The sequence below is a fragment of the Streptomyces pratensis genome (genome assembly GCF_037137275.1).
GTDB lineage: Bacteria > Actinomycetota > Actinomycetes > Streptomycetales > Streptomycetaceae > Streptomyces > Streptomyces pratensis_B.
Map to the genome: position 1 here is coordinate 74,025 of NZ_JBBBEN010000097.1, position 22,990 is coordinate 97,014.

At 73.7% G+C, this 22,990-nt stretch carries 19 protein-coding genes and 1 riboswitch; of the genes, 11 read left to right on the top strand and 8 right to left on the bottom strand.

The annotated features are described in order from the left end of the window. Positions 1-404 precede the first annotated feature (404 nt). A riboswitch (cobalamin riboswitch) is annotated at positions 405-527 on the top strand. A 101-nt stretch (positions 528-628) separates the two neighbouring features. From V9U70_RS22630 to V9U70_RS22640, 3 genes are read left to right on the top strand one after another with little or no spacing between them, the layout of a single operon-like run. Then, positions 629-1,732, top strand: a complete 1,104-nt coding sequence (locus V9U70_RS22630; protein ID WP_336677978.1) for a FecCD family ABC transporter permease — start codon at positions 629-631, stop codon at positions 1,730-1,732. Further along, positions 1,732-2,517, top strand: coding sequence for an ABC transporter ATP-binding protein (locus V9U70_RS22635; RefSeq protein ID WP_336677980.1), 786 nt, complete (start codon positions 1,732-1,734; stop codon positions 2,515-2,517). The genes V9U70_RS22630 and V9U70_RS22635 overlap by 1 nt, the downstream gene beginning before the upstream one ends. 34 nt (positions 2,518-2,551) lie before the next feature. Then, positions 2,552-3,574, top strand: a complete 1,023-nt coding sequence (locus V9U70_RS22640) for an ABC transporter substrate-binding protein (protein WP_336677982.1) — start codon at positions 2,552-2,554, stop codon at positions 3,572-3,574. A 117-nt stretch (positions 3,575-3,691) separates the two neighbouring features. On the opposite strand, the gene V9U70_RS22645 is transcribed toward V9U70_RS22640, so the two are convergent. Next, positions 3,692-4,180, bottom strand: a complete 489-nt coding sequence (locus V9U70_RS22645) for a DUF3592 domain-containing protein (RefSeq protein ID WP_336677984.1) — start codon at positions 4,178-4,180, stop codon at positions 3,692-3,694. 295 nt (positions 4,181-4,475) lie between these two features. Between V9U70_RS22645 and kdpF the strand changes: the two genes are divergently transcribed. From kdpF to V9U70_RS22675, 6 genes are all read left to right on the top strand, one after another. Further along, positions 4,476-4,565, top strand: coding sequence for a K(+)-transporting ATPase subunit F (gene kdpF / locus V9U70_RS22650; RefSeq protein ID WP_331917799.1), 90 nt, complete (start codon positions 4,476-4,478; stop codon positions 4,563-4,565). 6 nt (positions 4,566-4,571) lie between these two features. Beyond that, positions 4,572-6,236, top strand: a complete 1,665-nt coding sequence (gene kdpA, locus V9U70_RS22655; RefSeq protein WP_336677988.1) for a potassium-transporting ATPase subunit KdpA — start codon at positions 4,572-4,574, stop codon at positions 6,234-6,236. After that, positions 6,233-8,377, top strand: coding sequence for a potassium-transporting ATPase subunit KdpB (kdpB, locus tag V9U70_RS22660; protein WP_336677990.1), 2,145 nt, complete (start codon positions 6,233-6,235; stop codon positions 8,375-8,377). The genes kdpA and kdpB overlap by 4 nt, the downstream gene beginning before the upstream one ends. A 6-nt stretch (positions 8,378-8,383) precedes the next feature. Continuing rightward, positions 8,384-8,995: a potassium-transporting ATPase subunit KdpC gene (kdpC, locus tag V9U70_RS22665; protein ID WP_336677992.1), complete on the top strand. Its 612-nt coding sequence runs from the start codon at positions 8,384-8,386 to the stop codon at positions 8,993-8,995. Between the two features lie 148 nt (positions 8,996-9,143). Continuing rightward, positions 9,144-11,690 (top strand): sensor histidine kinase KdpD, encoded by a 2,547-nt coding sequence (locus V9U70_RS22670; protein ID WP_336677993.1) that lies wholly within the window; start codon positions 9,144-9,146, stop codon positions 11,688-11,690. After that, positions 11,687-12,967: an MFS transporter gene (locus V9U70_RS22675; protein ID WP_336677995.1), complete on the top strand. Its 1,281-nt coding sequence runs from the start codon at positions 11,687-11,689 to the stop codon at positions 12,965-12,967. The genes V9U70_RS22670 and V9U70_RS22675 overlap by 4 nt, the downstream gene beginning before the upstream one ends. Positions 12,968-12,981: 14 nt before the next feature. On the opposite strand, the gene V9U70_RS22680 is transcribed toward V9U70_RS22675, so the two are convergent. The 3 genes from V9U70_RS22680 to V9U70_RS22690 all read right to left on the bottom strand — a co-directional run bounded on the left by V9U70_RS22680 (position 12,982) and on the right by V9U70_RS22690 (position 17,209). Next, the gene (locus V9U70_RS22680; protein WP_336677996.1) at positions 12,982-14,331 is read right to left on the bottom strand and encodes a carboxyl transferase domain-containing protein; all 1,350 of its coding nucleotides are present in this window, start codon (positions 14,329-14,331) and stop codon (positions 12,982-12,984) included. Beyond that, positions 14,321-15,841 (bottom strand): acyl-CoA synthetase, encoded by a 1,521-nt coding sequence (locus V9U70_RS22685; RefSeq protein WP_336677997.1) that lies wholly within the window; start codon positions 15,839-15,841, stop codon positions 14,321-14,323. The genes V9U70_RS22680 and V9U70_RS22685 overlap by 11 nt, the downstream gene beginning before the upstream one ends. A gap of 138 nt (positions 15,842-15,979) precedes the next feature. Beyond that, positions 15,980-17,209 carry an MFS transporter gene (locus V9U70_RS22690; protein ID WP_336677999.1) on the bottom strand — a complete coding sequence of 410 codons (1,230 nt, stop codon included), beginning with the start codon at positions 17,207-17,209 and terminating at the stop codon, positions 15,980-15,982. A gap of 136 nt (positions 17,210-17,345) precedes the next feature. On the opposite strand from V9U70_RS22690, the gene V9U70_RS22695 reads away from it, so the two are divergent. After that, entirely contained in the window at positions 17,346-17,777 is a 432-nt protein-coding gene (locus V9U70_RS22695) for an Lrp/AsnC family transcriptional regulator (protein ID WP_336678002.1), read from the top strand. A gap of 22 nt (positions 17,778-17,799) precedes the next feature. On the opposite strand, the gene V9U70_RS22700 is transcribed toward V9U70_RS22695, so the two are convergent. From V9U70_RS22700 to V9U70_RS22715, 4 genes are all read right to left on the bottom strand, one after another. Further along, positions 17,800-19,428, bottom strand: a complete 1,629-nt coding sequence (locus V9U70_RS22700) for a GAF domain-containing protein (protein WP_336678004.1) — start codon at positions 19,426-19,428, stop codon at positions 17,800-17,802. Positions 19,429-19,469: 41 nt separating this feature from the next. Next, on the bottom strand, positions 19,470-20,507 hold the full coding sequence (locus tag V9U70_RS22705; protein ID WP_336678006.1) for a rod shape-determining protein: 1,038 nt from the start codon (positions 20,505-20,507) through the stop codon (positions 19,470-19,472). 174 nt (positions 20,508-20,681) lie between these two features. After that, a complete protein-coding gene (locus V9U70_RS22710; protein ID WP_336678008.1) occupies positions 20,682-21,248 on the bottom strand; it encodes a hypothetical protein in 567 nt (188 codons plus the stop codon). Positions 21,249-21,332: 84 nt separating this feature from the next. Further along, on the bottom strand, positions 21,333-21,761 hold the full coding sequence (locus tag V9U70_RS22715; RefSeq protein WP_336678010.1) for a MarR family winged helix-turn-helix transcriptional regulator: 429 nt from the start codon (positions 21,759-21,761) through the stop codon (positions 21,333-21,335). A gap of 145 nt (positions 21,762-21,906) precedes the next feature. On the opposite strand from V9U70_RS22715, the gene V9U70_RS22720 reads away from it, so the two are divergent. Further along, positions 21,907-22,926 carry an NADP-dependent oxidoreductase gene (locus tag V9U70_RS22720; protein ID WP_336678012.1) on the top strand — a complete coding sequence of 340 codons (1,020 nt, stop codon included), beginning with the start codon at positions 21,907-21,909 and terminating at the stop codon, positions 22,924-22,926. Positions 22,927-22,990: the final 64 nt, after the last annotated feature.

Here is a 22,990-nt window from a genome sequence, read left to right on the forward strand (position 1 = left end):
AAGGCGCGCCCAACGCGCCCCGTCGTGCGACCCCTTTCACCTGACGGGTGATCACGTACGTTGCCTTCCAGCCCAGTTGCATGAGTGAACGACCTCGCCTCACGCCCCCGGCGCGGGGCCCGGCCGAGCTCCGCCGCCCTCTTCTGGGCCCGGCCGGCCGCTGTGACACGGATCTCACTGCCTCGGGCGGGCCCAGGTGGCGCGAAAGCCCCGCCCTCATGCGGGCACACGCCTCCATTTCGCCCTCAGGGGGCCGAGGGCGTCCGGCGCTTTGGCTTGTATCGCCTTCCTGGGGCGTGCTCGGCCGACTCGTCGTCCGGACAGGACGAACCTCAGAGCCACGTTCCGCGGGCGGCCTCCCCGCGCCCCCGCTCCTTCCGGCCGGGAGGAGCGGGGGAACACGCGCTAAGCTGCGAACGCCTCGTGGGGGAAGTCCGGTCGAAGTCCGGCGCTGACCCGCAACGGTAGGCGGAGCCCTGGACAAGGCTCCGCGAGCCCGATTACCCGCGGTGGTGAAAGCTCCTGTCAATCGCCGTGGACTGCGAGAGGTGCTGCGCCCGGCGCCCGGCGCCCGGAGCCGCCCCTTCGATCACGCAGGTGCACGGCCCGAGGCGAAAGCGATCCGCCTGTGGCCACGCTCCGCGACCGCATACCCGCCGCGCCGCACCGCAGTGCGCAGCGCGGGCCCCGACCGCCCACGCGTCCTTCGCTGCCCCTGCTCGTGGCAGTGCTGTGCGTCGCGCTCCCCGTCTCCCTCGTCTGCGGGGCGGCCGTCGGGGCGTCGGGGCTCTCGTGGGCCGAGGCCCTGCGCTACCTGTGGGCGGGGCTGACCGGCGGGTCCATAGCCCCGGACGAGGTCTCCGCCTACACCATCGTGTGGGAGCTGCGCTTCCCGCGTGCCGTGCTGGCCGCGGTCGTCGGCGCCGGTCTGGCGGCCGTGGGCGTCGCCGTGCAGGCCATGGTCCGCAACGCGCTCGCCGACCCGTTCGTCCTCGGCATCTCCTCCGGCGCGGCCGTCGGCGCCAACGCCGTCCTCATCTTCGGCGCGTTCGGCGCGTTCGGGGTCTGGGCCCTGTCCACGGCGGCGTTCCTCTCCGCCCTGGCGGCCATGGTGCTGGTGTACGCGATCGCCCGGACCCCGCGCGGGCTGACGCCGCTCCGGCTGGTGCTGACCGGCACCGCGATGTACTACGGCTTCTCTGCCGTGACCACCTTCATGGTGTTCGCCGCGGAGCACGGCGAGGCGGCCCGGTCCGCGATGATGTGGCTGCTCGGCAGCCTGGGCGGGGCGAACTGGTCCTCCGTGCCGATCGCCGCCGGTGCGGTCCTCTGCGGCCTGGTCCACCTCTGCTGGTCGGCCCGGCGGCTGAACGCCCTGGCGATGGGCGACGAGACCGCTGCCGCGCTGGGCGTGGACGCCGGGCGGCTGCGCAAGGAGCTCTTCCTCACCGCCGCCGCCGTCACCGGGGCGGTGGTCGCCGTCAGCGGGGCGATCGGCTTCGTGGGCCTGATGGTCCCGCACGCCGCTCGGATACTCGTGGGCGCGGACCACCGCAGGCTGCTGGCCGTCGCCCCCCTGGCCGGAGCGGTCCTGCTGATCTGGGTGGACGTCCTGTCGCGCGTGGTGCTCGCCCCCGCGGAGCTGCCTCTCGGCGTCCTGACGGCGGTGATCGGCGTGCCGTGCTTCGTGCTGCTGATGCGCCGCCGTACCTACACCTTCGGAGGTGTGTGATGCAGGTCGACATCGACGCGCTCACGGTCGAGATCGCCGGTGCGCGGCTGGTGCAGGACGTCACCCTGCGGGCGGGCAGCGGCCTGTTCGTGGGGCTCGTCGGGCCCAACGGCAGTGGGAAGTCGACCCTGTTGCGGTGCGTGTACCGGGCCCTGCGCCCCACGGCCGGCGCCATCCGGATCGGCGGCGACGACCTGCTGGCGATGGGCGCGCGCGACAGTGCGCGACGGCTCGCCGCCCTTCCGCAGGAGGCGGCCGCGGAGTTCGACTTCACGGTGGCCGAGATCGTCGCCATGGGCAGGCTGCCGCACCAGTCGTCCATGGCCCGGGCCACAGAGGAGGACCGGCGGACGTGCGCCGCCGCCCTGGAGGGGGTCGGCGCGGGCCACCTCGCCGACCGCGGCTTTCTCACGCTCTCCGGCGGCGAGAAGCAGCGCGTGCTGATCGCCCGCGCCCTTGCCCAGCAGGCGCGGGTGCTGGTGCTGGACGAACCCACCAACCACCTCGACATCGCACAGCAGTTGGAGGTCCTGGCGCTGGTGCGCACCAGCGGGCTGACCGTGCTCACCGCGCTGCACGACCTCAACCTGGCCGCACTCCACTGCGACCTCCTCCACGTCATCGACGGCGGCCGGATCGTCGCCTCCGGGGCGCCCCACGACGTCCTCACCCCCGAGCTGCTGGCCGAGGTCTTCGGGGTGCGGGCGCACCGCGTCCCCCACCCCGAGACAGGCGCGGTCCAGCTGCTCTTCGACCGCCTCCCGCTCAGCGACGCACCCCGGTAGCGCCCTCGTCCGTCTCGAAGGAGTCATCACCGCCATGCCGAACCTCGCACGCCCCACCGCCGTCGCCCTCGCCCTGGCCCTCGCCCTCACCGGCTGCGGGGCGAACGTCGCCCCGGGGGAGGGGAAGGGGGTCGCCGCCCGGGCGTCCGACAGCCACTACCCCGTCACCGTCGAGAACTGCGGGGAGAAGAAGACGTACCAGAAGGCCCCGCAGCGCGTGGTGACCAACGACGTCGGCATCACCGAGATCATGTTCGCCCTGGGCCTTGAGGACCACATGGCGGGATACGTCATGCCCGACGACAAGGGGGACCTCACGGCGGTGCCGTGGAAGGACGCCTACCGCAGGACGCCCTGGCTGTCGAAGGAGCGGATCAACAAGGAGCTGGTCCTGGACGCCAGGGCCGACCTGGTCTTCGCCGGGTGGAACTACGGGTTCAACGAGGGCGAGGGGTTCACCCCCGCCGCACTGCGGCGCGTGGGCGTCGACTCGTATCTGCTCAGCGAGTCCTGCCGCAACGGGCGGGGCAAGGCCCGTGGGGTGATGGCGCCGCTCGACGCGCTGTACACGGATCTGCGGAACCTGGGCACGGTGTTCGACGTCGAGGACCGGGCCGAGGCCCTCATCGAGACGTTCCGCGAGCAGGTGGCCGAAGCCGAGGCGAAGGCGCTGAAGGGCGCCGCCCGGCCTCGGGTCTTCCTCTACGACAGCGGGCAGGACAAGCCGTTCACGTCCGGCGGTTACGCCGGGCCGCAGGACATCATCACCAAGGCCGGCGGCGACCACGTCATGAAGGACCTCAAGGACAGCTGGGCCACCGTGGGCTGGGAGACGGTCGTCTCCCGCGACCCAGAGGTCATCGTGATCAACGACTACGGGGACACCACCGCGGAACAGAAGAAGGAGTTCCTCCTGTCCTACAAGCCGCTGGCGAACGTGTCCGCCGTCAAGCACGAGCGGTTCGTCGTCCTCGACTACGTCGACCTCGTCGAGAGCCCCCGCAACCCCGCGGCCATCGCCTCGCTCGCGGCGGACCTGAGGGCCCTCGGCTCCTGACCCCAAAGGGTGGGGCGGGCCGCGGGCGCATCGCGCGGCCCGCCCCGGCCGGACCTGTTCCGGATCGACGTGCCCGCGGCGGAGGCGGCAACCGGGCGTCCGCCCCGGCGGGGCCCGTCACAAGTCCAGGACCGTGGTGCGCGTGCCCCGGGCGACGGTGAGGAGCAGCCATCCGAACGTGAGCAGGGCGACGGCCATGACGACGGCGCTGACGATGACCACGATGTCGGTCGCGACGCCGGGCGCCCCCTGTTCGGCGTACTGCCTCGTGTAAGGGCGGCCGGGCCGGTCGGCGCGGTAGACCACCTCGACGGGGGCGCCCACGCGCAGACCGCGCCCCGCCTCGCTGCCCCGCAGCCGCGCGGTGTAGCGGCGCCCCTCCGCCTCGTAGGTCACGCGCGGCGCCCACCGGGCCCCGGCCGGGCCGCCTCCGGACCGGGTCTGCACATGTCCGGTCACCACGGCGTCGGCCGGGCGGTCGGGCGCGGTCCAGCCGTCGCCGCCGGCCTTGGTCGCGAGGCCCCCCGCGATCACCAGCACCAGTCCGCCCAGGAGCAGGAGGACCAGTGCGGCCACCAGGGCCCCTACGCGTTTGACGATGTCCATGAACAGCCCCCCGTTCCGCTCCGGCGCCTTCCCGGAGCCCGGCAGGCGAAACGGGGCGGCACCGCCCCGGGGGCCCGGCGGCCCCCTCCTCGTATGAAGGGCGTCAGGGGAGGGGCCCGTCCCGTCAAGGCGGCGTCAACGGATGGCGACTTCCCCCCTGACATGGGGTTTTCTCGTCCTGTCCGTTCTTCCCGAACCTCTACGAGGAGCATGCGATGGCCGATCTGGCCTTCGTCGTCATCACGGTCGCGGTCTTCGCGCTGGTGGTCTTCATCGCGAGGGGGGTGGCCAGGCTGTGACCGTCGAGAACGTCGTCGGCCTGATCGTGGCCGCCGCCCTGCTGGGCTATCTCGTCCTCGCGCTCGTCAAGCCGGAGAGGTTCTGAGCAGTTGTGAACCCCGTACTTGCCGATGTGCTCCAGGTGTCGGCGCTGGTCGCCGCGCTCGCTCTGGTGCACCGGCCCCTCGGCGACTACATGGCGGCCGTCTTCTCCTCCCGCCGGCACCTTCGGGTGGAGCGGTGGATCTACCGTGCCGTCGGCGCCCACCCGGACACGCAGATGCGCTGGCCCGCCTACCTGCGGGCGGTGCTGGCGTTCTCCGCCGTGAGCGTGCTGTTCCTCTACCTGCTCCTGCGGACGCAGGAGCACCTGCCGCTGTCGCTCGGCTTCGCGGCGATCGCCCCGGACCAGGCCTTCAACACGGCCGCCTCCTTCGTCTCGAACACCAACTGGCAGTCCTACGCGGGCGAGACCGACATGGGCCACGCCGCCCAGACGGCCGGCCTGGCGGTGCAGAACTTCGTCTCCGCCGCCGTCGGCATCTCCGTCTCCCTCGTCCTGGTGCGCGGTTTCACCCGGTCCCGTACCGGTGAACTGGGCAACTTCTGGGCCGACCTCGTCCGCGCGGTCGTCCGCCTCCTGATCCCCGTCTCGGTGATCGCCGCGGTCCTGCTGGTCGCGGCCGGCGCCATACAGAACTTCGCCGGCGTCCACGAGATCACCACGGTCACCGGCCAGACGCAGTCCATCAGCCCCGGCGCGGTCGCCTCCCAGGAGGCCATCAAGAACCTGGGCACCAACGGCGGCGGCTACTTCAACGCCAACTCCGCCCACCCCTTCGAGAACCCCAACGGCTTCTCCAACCTCCTGACCGTCTTCCTGCTGCTGGTCATCCCGTTCTCGCTGCCGCGCACGTTCGGCACGATGGCCGGCGACGTCCGGCAGGGGTATGCGATCGTCGCCGCGATGGCCGGCCTCTGGCTGGCCGGCGTGGTCCTGGTGACCTGGATCGAGTACGCCCACCCCGGCACCGCGTCGCAGCTGGCGGGCGGTGCCATGGAGGGCAAGGAGCAGCGGTTCGGAGAAGGGGCCTCGTCCCTGTTCGCGGTCTCCACGACCATGACCTCGACCGGCTCGGTCAACTCGTTCCACGACTCCTACAGCGGCCTGTCCGGCGGGGTGCTCCTGCTGGGCATGATGCTGGGCGAGATAGCGCCCGGCGGGGTCGGCTCCGGCCTCTACGGCATGCTGGTCATGGCCGTCATCGCGGTGTTCCTCGCCGGGCTGATGGTCGGCCGGACACCGGAGTACCTGGGCAAGAAGATCGGCGCCCGCGAGATCAAGCTCGCGGCCTGCTGCATCCTGATCACCCCGGCGCTCGTGCTGACGGGCACGGCGGTGGCGATGGCCACCGGCCACGGCGAGTCGTCCATGACCAACACCGGGGCCCACGGGTTCTCCGAGGTCCTGTACGCCTACACCTCGGCGTCCAACAACAACGGTTCGGCCTTCGCCGGCTTCGGCGCGGACACCGACTTCCACAACACGGCGCTGGGACTGTGCATGCTGCTCGGACGTTTCCTGCCGATGGTGTTCGTCCTCGCGCTGGCCGGCTCGCTCGCCGGGCAGCAGCCCGTGCCCGCGACCGCGGGCACCCTGCGGACCGGGAAACCGATGTTCACCGGCCTGCTCATCGGCGCCATCGTGATCATCGCCGGTCTGACCTTCTTCCCCGCCCTCGCGCTGGGACCGCTCGCCGAAGGACTGGCGGCATGATCCCCGGCATAACGGAACAGGACGCTGTGTCCCACCAGACGACCGCCCCGGCCCCTCCCGCTCCCCCCACCGGCGCTCCGACGGGGCCCGCGCCGCGGGCCGGCCGCGTCGGCGGGGGACTCTTCGACCCGGCCCAGCTGGTCCGGTCCTTCCCCGACGCGCTGCGCAAGCTCGACCCGCGCGTCATGGTCGCCTCGCCCGTGATGTTCGTGGTGCTGGTCGGCTCGGTGCTCACCACCGTGCTGGCGGTCCGCGACCCGGGCGACTGGTTCGGCTGGGCGATCGCCGCCTGGCTCTGGCTGACCACGATCTTCGCCAACCTCGCAGAGGCCGTCGCAGAGGGCCGCGGCAAGGCGCAGGCCGACACCCTGCGCGCGGCAAGGACCGGCACCGTGGCCCGCCGGGTCCTGGACGGGCGGGAGGAGCGCGTCCCCGGCGTCGACCTGCGCGTCGGCGACCTGGTGGTCTGCGAGGCGGGCGACGTCATCCCCGGCGACGGGGACGTCGTCGAGGGCGTCGCCGCGGTCGACGAGTCCGCCATCACCGGCGAGTCGGCCCCGGTCGTCCGGGAGTCCGGCGGCGACCGGTCCGCGGTGACCGGCGGCACGAAGGTGCTGTCCGACCGGATCTCCGTCCGGATCACGGCCCGGCCCGGCGAGACGTTCATCGACCGGATGATCAGCCTGGTCGAGGGCGCGGCCCGGCAGAAGACCCCCAACGAGGTCGCCCTCACCATCCTGCTGGCGTCCCTCACGATCGTCTTCCTGCTCGCCGTCGTCACCCTGAAGCCCTTCGCCGTCCACGCGGGCGCCGACGAGCAGACGTCGTTGATCGTCCTGACGGCCCTGCTGGTCTGCCTGATCCCGACGACGATCGGGGCGCTGCTCTCGGCGATCGGCATCGCCGGCATGGACCGGCTGGTCCAGCGCAACGTGCTCGCCGTGTCGGGGCGGGCCGTCGAGGCGGCGGGCGACGTGTCGACGCTGCTGCTCGACAAGACCGGCACCATCACCCTGGGAAACCGGCAGGCGGCCGAGTTCGTGCCCGTCAGGGGCGCCACGGAAGCCGAACTGGCCGACGCCGCCCAGCTCTCCTCGCTGGCCGACGAGACGCCGGAGGGACGCTCCGTCGTGGTCCTCGCCAAGGAGCGGTACGGGCTGCGCGAGCGCCACCGCGGCGAACTGGCCGACGCCGAGTGGACCGCGTTCACCGCCCGGACGCGGATGTCGGGCGTGGACGTGGACGGCCGGAGGATACGCAAGGGGGCCGCCCGCTCGGTCATGGCCTGGGTGGAGGAGCGGGGCGGCGAGGTCGGCGAGGACGCCCGGACGCTCACGGACCGGGTCTCCCAGGCCGGCGGCACACCGCTCCTGGTGGCCCAGGACGACGGGAGGGGCGCGCGCGTCCTGGGCGTCGTCCATCTGAAGGACGTCGTCAAGGAAGGGATGCGCGAACGGTTCGGCGAACTGCGCCGCATGGGCATCAGAACGGTCATGATCACGGGCGACAACCCGTTGACCGCGCGGGCCATCGCCGAGGAGGCGGGCGTCGACGACTTCCTCGCGGAGGCGACCCCCGAGGACAAGATGGCCCTCATCAAGCGGGAACAGGCCGGCGGCAAGCTCGTGGCCATGACCGGCGACGGCACCAACGACGCCCCGGCCCTGGCGCAGGCGGACGTGGGCGTGGCGATGAACACGGGCACCTCGGCCGCGAAGGAGGCCGGCAACATGGTCGACCTCGACTCCGATCCGACCAAGCTGATCGAGATCGTCGAGATCGGCAAGCAACTCCTCATCACCCGAGGGGCGTTGACGACCTTCTCCATCGCCAACGACGTGGCGAAGTACTTCGCGATCATCCCCGCGATGTTCGCGGCCGCCCACCCCGGCCTGGACCGGCTGAACATCATGGGGCTGGCCTCCGCCCAGTCCGCCATCCTCTCGGCCGTCATCTTCAACGCACTGATCATCCTCGCCCTGGTCCCGCTCGCCCTGAGGGGCGTGCGCTACCGGCCGGCCGGCGCGGACCGGATGCTCCGCCGGAACCTCGGCCTGTACGGACTGGGCGGCCTGATCGCCCCGTTCGCCGGGATCAAGATCATCGACCTGCTCCTCACCCTCATCCCCGGAATCGGCTGATCCGCCATGAATCCTTCCCCGGCGAACACCGGACGCCTGGCCTGGGCCGCGCTCCGCATGCTGCTCGTCCTCACCCTCATGACCGGCGTCGCCTATCCGCTCGCGGTGACCGGCATGGCCCAGGGCCTCTTCCCCGCCCACGCCAACGGCTCGATCGTGTCGGTCGACGGCAAGGAGGCCGGCTCCGCCCTCATCGGCCAGACCTGGAACCTGGAGGGCACGGACCGGCCCGACCCCCGGTGGTTCCAGCCCCGCCCCTCGAACAGCGGCTACGATCCGCTCGCCACCGGGTCCGGTCAGCTCGGGGCCTCCGACGCCCGGCTGACCGAGGCGGTCGGGGACGCCAGGAGGCGGGTGGCCGCGTTCAACGGCGTCCCGGAGTCCGCGGTGCCGAAGGACGCGGTCACCGGTTCGGCCTCCGCGATCGACCCGCACATCTCCCCGGCGTACGCGAAGATCCAGGTCGCACGCGTGGCCGAGACCCGTGGCCTGACCCCTGGGCAGGTCGACAGGCTGGTCGACGACCACACCGCCGGCCGCACCGCGGGCTTCCTCGGACAACCGCACGTCGACGTCCTGCGGCTGAACCTCGCGCTGCGGGACCTGGTCGCGAGCTGAGGGGCCGGCCGGGGCGCGGACCGCAGGGTCCGCGAGCGCCCCGTGCCCGATCATGGAATCGGGCACGGGAACTCGCGGCGCAAGTCCGACCGCGCCCCGGCCGCAGCGCGCCACGGCACCACCGGCTTCGAGACGAGGACACGCACACATGGGACGCGGCAGGCTTCGGATCTATCTCGGCGCGGCCCCGGGCGTCGGCAAGACGTACGCGATGCTCTCCGAGGCGCACCGCCGCGTCGAGCGGGGGACCGACTGCGTGGTCGCCTTCGTCGAGCACCACGACCGCCCGCGCACCAGGGGCATGCTGCACGGCCTGGAACAGACACCGCGCCGCGAGATCACCTACCGGGGGGCCGTCTTCACCGAGATGGACGTGGACGCCGTCCTGGCCCGCAGGCCCGCCGTCGCCCTGGTGGACGAGCTCCCGCACACCAACGTCCCCGGCTCGCGCCACACCAAGCGCTGGCAGGACGTCGAGGAGCTGCTCGACGCGGGCATCGACGTCATAGCGACGGCGAACATCCAGCACCTGGAGTCCCTGGGCGACGTCGTCGAATCGATCACCGGGGTGCGGCAGGCCGAGACCGTCCCGGACGAGGTCGTCCGCCGCGCCGACCAGATCGAGCTGATCGACATGGCGCCCGAGGCGCTGCGCCGGCGCATGGCCCACGGGAACGTCTACCGGCCGGACCGGATCGACGCGGCCCTGGCCCACTACTTCCGTCCCGGCAACCTCACCGCTCTGCGGGAACTCGCGCTGCTGTGGGTGGCCGACCGGGTGGACGAGTACCTCAACCAGTACCGCTCCGACCAGGAGGTCTCGGCGATCTGGGGCTCCCGGGAACGGATCGTCGTGGGGCTGACCGGCGGCCCCGAGGGCCGCACCCTGATACGCAGGGCCGCGCGACTCGCGGAGAAGGGCGCCGGCGGGGAGGTCCTCGCGGTCTACATCGCCCGCAGCGACGGCCTCACCTCGGCCTCGCCGAAGGAGCTGGCGGTCCAGCGCAGGCTCGTCGAGGACCTCGGCGGCAGCTTCCACCACGTCATCGGCGAGGACGTGCCGTCCGCGCTCCTGGAGTTCGCCCGGGGCGTCAACGCCACCCAGATCGTCCTCGGCGCGAGCCGCCGCCGCTCGTGGCAGTACGTGTTCGGCCCCGGGGTCAGCGCCACCGTCGCCCGCGACTCGGGCCCCGACCTGGACGTCCACATCGTCACCCATGACGCGATCGGCCGGGGGCGCAGCCTGCCCACACCCCCGCGGAGCCGTCTCGGCGGTCCCCGCACGGCGGCCGGCTGGCTCGTCGGCGTGGCCGGCCCCCTGCTGCTCTGCCTGGCCCTCACCTCGGCGGGCGGCGGGTCGGGGCTCACCAACGAGATGCTCCTGTTCCTGTCCCTGACCGTCGCGACCGCGCTGCTGGGCGGGCTGTGGCCCGCGCTGGCCTCCGCCGCCGTCGGCTCGCTGCTCCTGAACCGGTACTTCACCCCGCCCGTGCACACCTGGACCATCGCGGACCCCGAGAACATCATGGCGATCGCCGTCTTCTTCGCCGTCGCGGTCGCGGTGGCGTCCGTCGTGGGCCGTGCGGCGCGCCGCACCCAGCAGGCCGCCCGGCTGCGCGCCGAGTCGAAGACCCTGTCGCTGCTGGCGGGCAGCGTGCTGCGCGGCGACACCAGCCTGGAGGCGCTGCTCGACCGGGTCCGAAAGACGTTCGCCATGGATTCCGCGGCGCTGCTCGAACGGACCGGCGGCTCAGGTCCGTGGACCTGTGTGGCGAGCGTCGGGGCCGTCCGGCCGGCCGGACGGCCCGAGGACGCCGACGTCGACATGCCGGTCGGCGACGGTCTGGCGATGGCCCTGACCGGGCGCGTCCTGCCCGTGGAGGACCGGCGTGTCCTGGGGGCCTTCGCCTCCCAGGCGGCCGTCGTGGTGGACCGTCAGCGCCTCGTCGGCGAGGCTGCGAAGGCCCGGAAGCTCGCCGAGGGCAACAAGATACGCACCTCTCTCCTGGCCGCTGTCAGCCACGACCTGCGCACTCCGTTGTCGGCCGTCAAGGCGGCCGTCACGTCTCTGCGCGCCGGCGACGTCGCGTGGTCGAAGGAGGACCGGGCCGAACTGCTGGCCGGTATCGAGGAGGGCGCCGACCGCCTCGACCACCTCGTCGGGAACCTGCTCGACATGTCGAGGCTGCGGACCGGGACCCTCACTCCGCTGGTACGGGAGACGGATCTCGACGAGGTCGTGCCGATGGCGCTGGTCGGCGTGCCGGCCCACGGCGTCGTCCTGGACGTCCCGGAAACCCTGCCGATGGTCGTCGTGGACCGGGGCCTGCTGGAGCGGGCCGTCGCCAACATCGTCGAGAACGCCTTCGTCCACGGCCCCGGCAGCTCACCGGTACGGATCTTCGCCAAAGCCGTCGGTGACCGCGTGGAGCTGCGGGTGGCCGACCGCGGGCCCGGCGTCCCCGACGAGGCCAAGGTGGCGGTCTTCGAACCCTTCCAGCGGTACGACGACGTCCCGCGCGGGGCTGGTGTCGGCCTCGGCCTCGCGGTCGCCCGGGGGTTCGTCGAGGCGATGGGCGGCACGGTCACCGCGGAGGACACGCCCGGCGGCGGTCTGACGATGGTGGTGACGCTCCCCGCGGCCGGGCCCCGTGGCGGCCGGGGCGATCAGGCCGACGGCTACCATCCTCTGTGACCGAAACGACCGGGCCGCCCGCGCCGCCCCGCCCCCGGATACTCGCCGACCTCACCCCGCTGCGGGTCTCGCCCGACTACCGGCGGCTCTGGTTCGGCAACACCGTCTCCTGGGTCGGCCAGGGCATGACGGCGCTGGCGGTCTCGCTCCAGGTCTACGACATCACCGGCTCCGCGTTCTCCGTGGGCCTCATCGGCTTCTGCTCGCTGGCGCCCCTCGTCGTCTTCGGGCTGTACGGCGGAGCCGTCGCCGACACGGTGGACCGGCGCAAGCTGGGGCTGTTCAGCGCCGCCGGGTCGTTCGTTCTCGCCCTCGTCCTGGTGGCCGCCGCCGTCGCGGGCGTCGAGCGGGTCGGCCTGCTGTACGCGGTCGTCGCCCTCCAGGCCGTCTGCTTCGCGCTCAACGCACCGGCCCGCTCCTCCATGATCGCCCGGCTGCTGCCCGCGGAGCAGCTGCCCGCGGCCAACGCCCTGAACTCCATGACCAGTACCACGGGCGCGCTCGTCGGGCCCATGCTGGGCGGTCTGATCGTCGGCTGGTGGGGGTACCGGGCCGCGTACACCGTGGACGCCGTCACCTTCACCGCCTCCCTCTACGCCATGTGGCGGCTGCCCTCGATGCTGCCCGAGCGCGACGCGGAGGGCGGAAAGGGGGAGCCGGCGAAGCGGGCCTCCGTGCTGGACGGGCTGCGTTTCCTGGGGACCCGGCCCAACCTGCGGATGACCTTCTTCACCGACCTGTGCGCCATGGTGCTCGCCCACCCCCGCGCGCTCTTCCCGGTCGTCGCCGTGCTCTGGTACGGGGGCGACGCGCGCACCACCGGGCTGCTCGTCGCCGCCCCGGCGCTCGGCGCGCTGCTCGGCGGGGTGTTCTCCGGCTGGCTCGGGCGCGTCCGGCGGCACGGTCTCGCGGTCCTGCTGGCCGTCGGCTGCTGGGGGAGCGCCGTCGCCGTCTTCGGACTCACCCGCAACCTCTGGCTCGGGCTGCTCTTCCTGGCGCTCGCCGGGTGCGCGGACACCGTCTCCATGGTCTTCCGCAACACGATGCTCCAGGCGGCCGTGCCCGACGCGATGCGCGGCCGGCTCCAGGGCGTCTTCATCGTCGTCGTGGCGGGCGGGCCCCGGCTCGGGGACTTCCTGGCCGGTTCGGCCGCCGACCTCCTCTCGCCGACCGTGGCGATCACCGGCGGCGGCCTCGCCTGTCTGGCCGCGGTCGGCCTGCTCGCCGTGAAGTGGCGGGCCTTCGCCCGCTACGACGCCCGCGACCCGCAGCCCTAAGAGGCGTCCGCGCCTCAGCCGACGACGGAGCGGGCGATGCCCAGCTCCAGCAGGTCCTGCGGGCGCAGCCGCAGCTGGTCGGCGGTGGCCCCCGTCTCGGACGGCGGGCGCTTGAGGATCGCGGCGGCCGACTCCGGGGCGATGACGGAGAAGTAGCTGTCCGCGGTGACATGGGTGTTGTCCGGCGCCGCGAGGGCGAGTGCCCCGCCGGAACCGCCCTCGCCGATGACCAGGGTCGTCACCGGGACCCGTGCCGCCGCGATCGCCGCGAAGACATCGGCGATGGCCGCGCCCGCACCCGCCCGTTCCGCTTCGGCGTCGTTGGCGGCCCCCGGGGTGTCGACCAGGGTGAGGACGGGGACGCCGAGCCGGTCGGCCAGCCGGATCGTGCGCGCCGCCGTGCGGTATCCGGCCGGGCGGGCCGGGGTCCCGCACTGGGCGGCGTACGCGACGGGCCGCCCGTCCTCGCGCAGCCCGAAGCCGCACAGCAGCCCCGGGTCCCTCCCGCCGCACCGGTCCCCGTTCAGCGGGAGCCGTACGGCGAAGTAGTCCGCCAGATAGGCCTCCGCGCGCGGGCGCCCCGGCGAGCGGGCCTGCTCCACCGCCTCGCGCCCGGTCTCCGGGAGGCGGGCCGCCGAGAGGGCGCGGGGCAGGGGCGCGGCGGCCGGCGCCTCGTGCGGGCCGAGCGCGCGCAGCCAGTGCGCCGCGGTGGCGGCCAGCTCGTGGGCCGGGACGACGGCGTCGACCTGGCCCGCCGCCCACTGGCCCTCGGCGCTGTACGCGTACGGCTCGGCGTCCGCGGGCCGCACCCGGGAGCCGGCGAAGCCGACCTGCGCACCGGGCAGGGCCAGCACCACGTCGGAGCCCGCCCCCACGGTGGCCCAGCCGCCGCCGGTCGTCGGGTCGCGGACCACGGCGAGCTGCGGCAGCCCGGCCTCCCGGAGCCGGGTGGACGCGGCGGCCACCCGCTGGAGCTGGGTGAGCGCGACCATCCCCTCCTGCATCCGGCTGCCACCGGTGGCGACGAGCGAGACCAGCGGCAGCCGCCGGGCCAGCGCCAGCGCGTACGCGGCCTCCAGCCGGTCGCCGGTGAGCTGCCCCAACGAGCCGCCCAGGAAGCCGAACTCGAAGGAGAGGAGCACGCACGCGCGGTCGCCGACGACCCCGGCGCCGTAGACCACGGACTCCTCCTCGCCGGTCCGCAGCGCCGCCCGCTCCCGCGCCGCGTCGTACCCCGCCCAGCCCAGGGGCCCGTCGGCCGGCAGGGTGCGGGCGGGCGGGCGGTGCTCGGTGAAGCCGGCCGGGCCGGTGAGCAGCGCGATCATCTCCCGGGCCGTCGCCCGGGCGGCGGAGTCAGCGGGCATGGAGCGACCTCTTCATGATCTTGCCCAGGTCGTTGCGGGGCAGGGCGTCCAGATAGCGCACGGTGCGCGGGCGCTTGTGCGGGGCCAGTCGGGCGGCGACATGGTCCGCCAGCTCCGCGGCGGCGGGCGGGGACCCCGGGTTCACCGGAACCACCCAGGCGACGACGCGCTCGCCGAGGTCCGCGTCGGCCTCCCCGGTGACGGCCGCCTCGCGCACACCGGGGTGGGCGAGCAGGACGTTCTCGATCTCCCCCGCCCCGATCTTGTAGCCGCCGCTCTTGATCAGGTCGGTGGCCCGGCGCCCGACGATGCGGACGTACCCGTCCTCGTCCACCGTGCCGACGTCCCCCGTACGGAACCAGCCGTCCGCCGTGTGCGCGGCGGCCGTGGCGTCGGGGCGGTTCAGATAGCCGCTGAACAGGTTCGGCCCCCGCACCTGGATCTCGCCGACGGCCCGCGGCTCGTGGAGGACCGCGCCGTCGTCCTCCACCAGGCGCAGCTCCACGCCGGGCAGCGGCGGCCCGACCGTGCCGGGGCGCGGTGCGCCGTCCGCCCGGATGCCCGTGTTCATCAGCGTCTCCGTCATCCCGTACCGCTCGATCACCCGCCGGCCGGTGGCCGCCGCGATGCGCTCGTGGTCGTGCACGGGCAGCGCCGCCGATCCGGAGACCAGCAGACGCGCCCCGGCCAGCGCGGCGGCGAGCGCGTCGCGCCCGGCAGTGCCCGCCGGCGCGTCCAGCGCCTCGGCCAGCCGGTGGTACATGGTCGGCACCCCGAACAGCATCGTGCCCCCCGACGCCAGCTCACGGGCCACCCCGTCGGGGGAGAACCGCCCCAGGTGGCGCACGGCGCCGCCGCGCCGCAGTGGCCCGAGGACGCCCAGGATCAGGCCGTGCACGTGGAACAGCGGCAGCGCGTGGACCAGCACGTCGTCCTCGGTCCAGTCCCACGCCTCCTCCAGCGCGTCCAGCGAGGCGGCGACGGCCCGGCGGGGCAGGACGGCCCCCTTGGGCGGGCCGGTGGTGCCGGAGGTGTAGACGATCAGCGCGGGGTCCTCGGGGGAGAGCGCGGACTCGGGGACGGGCCCGCCCACCGGGTCCCCGCCCGCCGTCGCCCCGGACGCCGCCTCGTCCGCCGTCGCCCCGGCCGCGGCGTCGACCCGCACCTGCCGCAGCTCCGCGAGGGCCGGCGGCAGCTCGTCGTGCGGGCCCGCCAGGACGGCCGTGGGCGCGCTGTCGGCCAGAATGTGGGCCAACTCGCTGTCCCCGGTGCGCGGGTTGAGCGGCACCACCGGAACTCCGGCGCGCAGCGCCGCGACGACCGCGATCACCGTCTCGGGCGTCGCGGCAGCCCAGACGGCGACCCGGCCCGCGTCCGCGATCCGTGCGGCGAGGGCGCCCGACGCCTCCGCCAGCCGGCCGTACGTCAGACGGAGCCCGTCGAAGCGGACGGCCTCCCGGTCGGCGGCCGGGCCGGTGGGGGACTGGAGCGCGGGAAGAAGAAGGGTCACGCCGGGAAGCCTAGGGGGTGCCGGCCGGCCTGTGACGGCCGGTGGCACGACGGGTTTCGGCGGGCCTGCCGGACAGGGCGCGTCCCACCCGTGCCGCCGTGCCCGACTCCGGCGGGGGCGCGCGGAGCCGGTAGCGGCTCAGCCGTCCCGCCGAAGGGTCCGCATCCGGCCGTACGTGTACACGCACCCCGCCAGCGCCAGGTCGGACAGCAGCATGAAGCCGATAGCGTACGAGTCCTTGGCGCTGTAGATCGCCCCCATCACCAGCGGCGGAACGAAGCCGCCGAGCCCGCCCATCGCACCGACGATGCCCGTCACACTGCCCACCTGCTGCTGCGGCGTCACCTGGGAGACCAGGGCGAACACGCTGCCGCTCGCCGCGCCGAGCCCCGCCGCCATGCACAGCAGCGCGATCGTGCCGACGGGGTCCAGCGGTGGCTCGAAGGCCTGCACGACCGCCATCAGGGCGGCCGCCAGCAACGCGCACGACGTCACCACCACCGGGTGCAGGCGGTCCGAGAGCCAGCCGCCGACCGGCCGGAAGACCACGGTGACCAGGGCGAACCCGGCCGCCTTGGCGCCCGCCTCGGTCGGCGACATCTCGTACCAGGTCTTCAGATACGTCGGCAGGTAGACCCCGAACGCCACGATGCCGCCGAAGCCGATCGCGTACAGCGCCGACAGCTCCCAGGTCACCCGCAGCCGACCGGCCTCGCCGAGCCGTCGCACCAGGGGTTGCGTGGGCGCCTTCCGGCCGGGGCGGTCGCTGATCAGCACGGCGGCCAGCAGCGCGTACACCGCCAGGGCCACGGCGACCATCAGGAAGGGCAGGTCGTCGCCGTGCCGTGCGATGCGCGGGGTGAAGTAGCCCGACAGGGCCACCCCGCCCATGCCCATGCCGAAGACGCCCAGCGCCAGGCCCCGCTTGGCGGGCGGGAACCACGAGTTGACGAGCGGGATGCCGATGGCGAACGTCGTGCCGCCGAGCCCCAGCAGGAAGCCGACCGCGAGCATCGCCCCGTAGGAGTTCCGCGCCGGGACCAGCAGCAGCACCGGCACGATCGTCAGCGCGGACACCAGCGGGAACATCAGCTTCGCGCCGTACTTGTCGGTGAGCGCCCCCACCGGGACACGGCCGACCGACCCGACCAGCACCGGCACGGCCACCAGGAGCGACTGCTGGAAGGAGCTGAGAGCGAGCCGGTCCTTGTAGTCCCCGGACATCGGCGCGATCAGGTTCCACGCCCAGAAGGTGAGCGTGAACCCGACCGTCGCCACGACGAGATTGCGGTACGCGGCCGCGGAAACGGGCGGGGCCGCGGCCGTCGGGGCGGGGGGCTCGGAGGAGTGGGCGACGGCGTTGTTCACACGCCAAGTCAAGAGCGTGCGGAGCCGTACGGCCCGCCGGACTGCTCCATGCGGGGCCCAGGGAAGCCTCCGGCCTCCGGGAGGCTCTGCCGGGCCACCCGCAGCCGCTGTCGCAACAAGCTGGGACAATTGAGGCATGGACCGGTTGGACAGGGAAATCCTCGGCATTCTCCAGGAAGACGCGCGGATCTCCTACCGCGATCTGGGCGTACGCGTGGGACTCGGCGCCAACGCGGCGGGCGACCGGGTCCGCCGGATGCGCCGGGACGGGGTGATCCGCGGCTTCACCGTCATCATCGACCCGGCCGCCGACACCCGCTCCGGCCTGGTCGTCTTCATCGACGTGACGCTGCGCCTCGACACGACGAACGAGGAGTTCGAACGCTCCGTCCTGGCACTCCCCGGCATCACAGAGGTGGTGCACCTGACGGGCGGCCACGACTACCTCCTGCGCGCCACCGCCGCCGACCCCGGAGCGCTGGACGCCCTGCTGCGCCGGCTGAAACGGGAGGCGGGCGTCGCGCACTCCACCACCCGGATCGCCTTGCGGGCCGCCCCGAAGCGCTGATGGCTCGGGCCGCCGCCGCAGGTCACAGAGGCGCCTGCCAGGTCACCGTCGTCGACCGCCCGCCGTCCTCGGCACGCCCGTCGTCCGCGACCATCAGCCGCACCGCGCCGCGCCCGTCCGGCAGCCGCACCGTGGCGTCCACCTCCACCTCGATGGCCCCCACCCCCGGTCTGCGGTGCGCGGCGGCCAGCGCCCCGCGCAACGCGGCCAGCAGCTCCCCGCCCACCGCCTCGCCCACCAGCGCGTCCACCGCCCCCGCGAAGTGCACCGACGGCGGGAACCCCAGCAGCGCCGCCGCGCCCCCGGTCTCCCGCAGCACCCGGCCGCGGAAGGTGCTCGGGGCCTCGGCGGGCGGCTGCTGGAGGGCGAAGATCGCGGTGCGGACCTCCTGGACGGTGGAGTCCAGCTCGTCCACGGCCCGGCCGAGCAGAGCGCCGGTCCCCGCGCCGGCGGCCCCGGCCCCACCGGGCTCCTTCGACGCGGCCCGGCGGGTCGACTCCAGCATCATCTCCGTGGCGAAGAGCCGCTGCACGACCAGGTCGTGCAGATCACGGGCGATCCGGTCGCGGTCCTCGTACACCGCCAGCTGCTCCCGGTCGGCCTGCGCGTCCGCCATCACCAGCGCCAGCGCCGCCTGCGAGGCGAACTGCGTCGCCAGCAGGCGGTCCACGGCCGAGTACGGCGGTTCGCCGCGCCGCCGGGGCAGCGCGAGTGTGCCGATGAGCCGGCCGCCGCTCTGCAACGGCAGCATCATGCTCGGCCCGAAGCGGGACCGCACGCCGGTGGTCATCCGGGGGTCGGTGGCCGAGTCCTCGACGAAGACCGGCTCGCCCCCGAGCAACTGGACGAGCACGGGGGAGCCGGGCTCGATCACCGTTCCCACGATGCCCGCCGGATCGTCCAGGGTGGAGGCGGTGACGATCTCCATACCGCCCTCCGGGGTCGGCTGGAGGATCACCCCGGCCGAGGCGCCGGCCAGCACACGGGCCTGCTCGGCCACCGTCATCAGCGCGTCGGCCGCGTTGGCGCCGGTCAGCAGGGCCGTGGTGACGGCGGCCGTGCCCTCGATCCAGCGTTCGCGCTGCCGGGCGGCCTCGTAGAGCCGGGCGTGGCCGATCGCGGAGCCCGCCTGCGAGGCCAGGACCCGCAGCAGCGCCAGGTCGGTGTCGGTGAAGGACCCGGCCGGCTTCCCGGCGAGGCGCAGGCGGCCGAACACCTCGGTGCGCACCGGGACCGGGGCCCGCAGAAAGCCCCGTACCGACAGGCGGTCCGGCGCGGACGCGGCGGCGCCGTGATCATCCGAGGGCAGCGGGCGGGGGCCCTCGACCGGAAGGTCCAGGGCGTCGGGATCGCCGTGCGGGAGGCGCTCGGCGAGCCGGCGCTCCGCCGCCGTCGTGCCCGCGGTGTACAGCTCGCCGATCCGGTCCCGGTCGGGCTCCAGCACCGCCAGCGCGCCCCGGCGGGCGCCGGTCAGGGAGGTGGCGGTGTCCACGATCCGCTGGAGGACGGCTGCCAGGTCGAGGTCGCCGCCGACGGCGAGGGCGGCTTCCAGGAACGGCCCGGGCCGGCCGCCTCCGCCGCCCGCCGCGCGGTCGGCTCCCGCGCACCCGGTCGGCGGGGGAGCGGTGCCGTCCGGCTCGTGGGCCGTCATCCGTACGCCGTCCGCATCGCTCGTCCGGCCCGCCGGAGGGCTCAGCCCGCCATCTGGTTGAGGGCCATCGGCTGGACCTTGCCGTCCAGCATCGCCCCGAGCCCGAGCACCGCGCAGGTGTCGGGCCGCTCCGCGATGTGCACCGGCATGCCCGTCGCGTCGCGCAGCATCTGGTCGAGGCCCGGGAGCAGGGCGCTGCCGCCCACCATCATGACCCCGCGGTCGGCGAGGTCGGCCACCAGATCGGGCGGGCAGTCGCGCAGCACCCTGCCCACCCCGTCGAGCACCGCGGTGAGCGGGGCGTGGATGGCGGTGCGTACGGCGGCGGTGTCGACCTGCACCGAGCGGGCCAGCCCGGTGGCCACGTCGCGGCCGTGGATCTCGGTCCGGGCGGGGCCGGTGAGCTGGAGCCCGTTGCCGTGCAGGGCCAGTTGCAGGGGGCGCACGGACTGGCTCGGCAGCATCAGCTCGTGGTGCTGGCGCAGGTGCTGGACCACCGCGTCGTCGATCGCGTTGCCGCCCACCGGAATCCGCAGGGCGGTCACGATCGAGCCGAGCGAGAGCACCGCGATCTGGGTGGTCGCCGCGCCGCACACCATGATCATGGTGGCGGTGGGCTGTTCCACCGGCAGCCCGCACCCCACGGCGGCGGCGATCAGGGTGTCGACCAGCTCGACCCGCCGGGCGCCGAGCCCGACCAGGGTCTCCACCGTCGCGCGCCGGGCCAGCGGGTCGGCTTCGTGCGGGGTGCAGGCGGCGGCGCGGAGCCGGGGCTTGCGGCGCAACTGGCGGCGGAGCTTGTCGCCGAGCAGATGACGCAGCATCCGCTGGGCCATCTCGATGTCGACGACGGAGCCGCCGGACACCGGGCGGGCCACCCGGATGTACGCGGGGGTGCGGCCGGTCATCTGCTCGGCCAGCGCGCCGACGGCGATGAGGGAGCCGGTACGGGTGTTGACGGCGGCGACGCTGGGTTCGTCGACGACGAGCCCGAGTCCCTTGACGTACACACGGGTCCTCGCGGCCCCGAGATCGACGGCGACATGGCAACGCTGCAACTGCTCAAGGCTGACGGTCACGACAGGCTCTCCCGGGAGCGCGGAGGGGGCGCCGGCGGCGGCCGGCCACTCCTCGCATCGTCGCCCCCTCCGCGCCCCGGCGCGCGCTGGGATGCGCCGTACGGGGACGGGAGCTGACGGCCCGCCAGGCGCGGTCGCCGGACGGCGGCCCCGCTGCCCCGCCGTCCGGCGGCCTCACTCCGGAAGCAGCCGCTGGAAGAGGCCCCAGGTGAACTCGGCGACGCGCTCCCGCCCGGTCCCGGGGTCGGTGAGGGCCAGCGCCCAGCGGGTCGGCGCGCTGCCCTCCATCGGCCGCGCCGGGGGAAAGGCGCGGGCGGCCTCCTCCACCGTGCACGACCAGGGGCGCAGCGCGGCGGGTGAGGTGAGCCGAGGGCCCTTCGCCCCCGGAGCCCGTACCAGCCACTCGTTCCACACCGCCCCGCCCGGCCCGGCCGTCACCTCGAACCGCAGGTCCGGCCAGAGCGGCACCGGCCACAGCAGCGCCTCGCACTCCAGGTCCCCGACGCGCCGCTTCAGCGTGTGCTCGGGTTCGCCGAGCACCGAGCGGTAGCGGCGCAGCGGTCCTCGCCCGCGGGGTGCGCGCACCATCGCCTGCCAGCGGCGGTTGGCCTCCCGCAGGTCGGCGGGTCGGGCGCCGAGCCGGCGCCGGGCCTCCTCGACCAGCTCGGGTCGGTGGTCGGCCATCCGGCGGAGGAGGACGAGCTGGAACTGGAGCGGGCCGAAGGGGGCGGGATCGGTCATGCCGCCCATTCTCCCGTGAGTGAGTGAGTGAGCGAGCGAGTGCGTGAGCAGGCCGCCGCCGTGCACGCCGCGCGGACCGGGTGCTTACGCCTCTTCGCCCAGCATGCGCCGCAGCAGGTCACGCAGCGTCGTGCGCTCGGCCTCGGAGAGACCGGCCAGCGGCTCCCGGGCGAAGTCCAGCGCATCGCGCAGCTCGCGGGCGGTGCGGGCGCCCTTGGCCGTCGCGGCGGCCAGCTTCACCCGCCGGTCGGCCGGGTCGGGCCTGCGCTCGACCAGCTCCCGGGCCTCCAGCCGGTCGACGATCCCCGTGATGTTCGACGGCTCGCACTTCAGGGTGAGGGCGATCTTCCGCATCGGCAGGGGCTCCAGGGAGAGCAGGCCGAGCACCCGCGCCTGGGCCCCGGTGAGGGCGTGCTCGGCGGCGGCCCGCTCGTACTCCTCGTGGTAGCGGGCCACGACGGTGCCGATGAGTTCGACGACCTCAAGGGTCAGGGGGTCTGTACGAGTGGCCATGGAAGACAGCGTACCGATTTACTTGACAATATGAAATATTCAGGAGCATGGTTGTTTCACGTCATGAAGCTTTTCGTGCGCCTCCCGAGCCGCGGAGCCGCGGACGCTTCGCACCCCCGTAGGACATTGAGGAGAACCCGAGCCCATGTCTGCAGCACTTCCCACGTCGAGCCGTGAATGGCACCTCGTCGCCCGCCCGCACGGCTGGCCCAAGGCCGAGGACTTCGCGCTGCGTGAGGCCGCGGTCGCCGCTCCGGCCGAAGGCCGCATCCTCGTCCGCAACAAGTACTTCTCGGTCGACCCGTACATGCGCGGCCGGATGAACGACGTGAAGTCGTATACCCCGCCCTTCAAGCTCGACCACCCCATGGACGGCGGCGCGGTCGGCGAGGTCATCGCCTCGAACGCCGACGGGTTCGCCGTGGGCGACCACGTCCTGCACGGTCTGGGCTGGCGTGAGATCGCCGACGTGCCCGCCCGGCACGCGGTCCAGGTCGACCCCGACCTCGCCCCGCTCTCCGCCTACCTCGGTGTGCTCGGCATGACCGGCCTCACCGCCTACGCGGGCCTGTTCGAGGTCGCCTCCTTCAAGGAGGGCGACGCGGTCTTCGTCTCCGGCGCGGCAGGGGCGGTCGGCAGCCAGGTCGGCCAGCTCGCCAAGCTCAAGGGCGCTTCGCGGGTCATCGGCTCCGCCGGCTCCGACGAGAAGGTCAGGCTCCTCACCGAGGAGTACGGCTTCGACGCCGCCTTCAACTACAAGAACGGGCCCGTCCACGAGCAGCTCAAGGAAGCCGCCCCCGACGGCATCGACGTCTACTTCGACAACGTCGGCGGCGACCACCTCGAAGCCGCGATCAGCGCGCTCAACGTGCACGGCCGGGCCACCATCTGCGGCATGATCGCCCAGTACAACGCGACCGAGCCGACTCCCGGCCCGCGCAACATGGCGCTGATCATCGGCAAGCGGCTGCGTCTGACGGGCATGCTCGTCGGCGACCACGCCGACCTCCAGCCGCAGTTCGTCCAGGAGGTCGCCGGCTGGCTGGCCTCGGGCGAGCTGAAGTACCGCGAGACGACCGTCGAGGGCATCGAGAACGGCTACGACGCGTTCGTCGGCCTGCTGCGCGGCGAGAACACCGGAAAGATGATCGTCTCGCTCGTCTGACCCGCCCCCTGCCGGCCACGGTCACCCGTTAGGCTCATCCGCAGGCCGTCGCGATCGTGGGCGC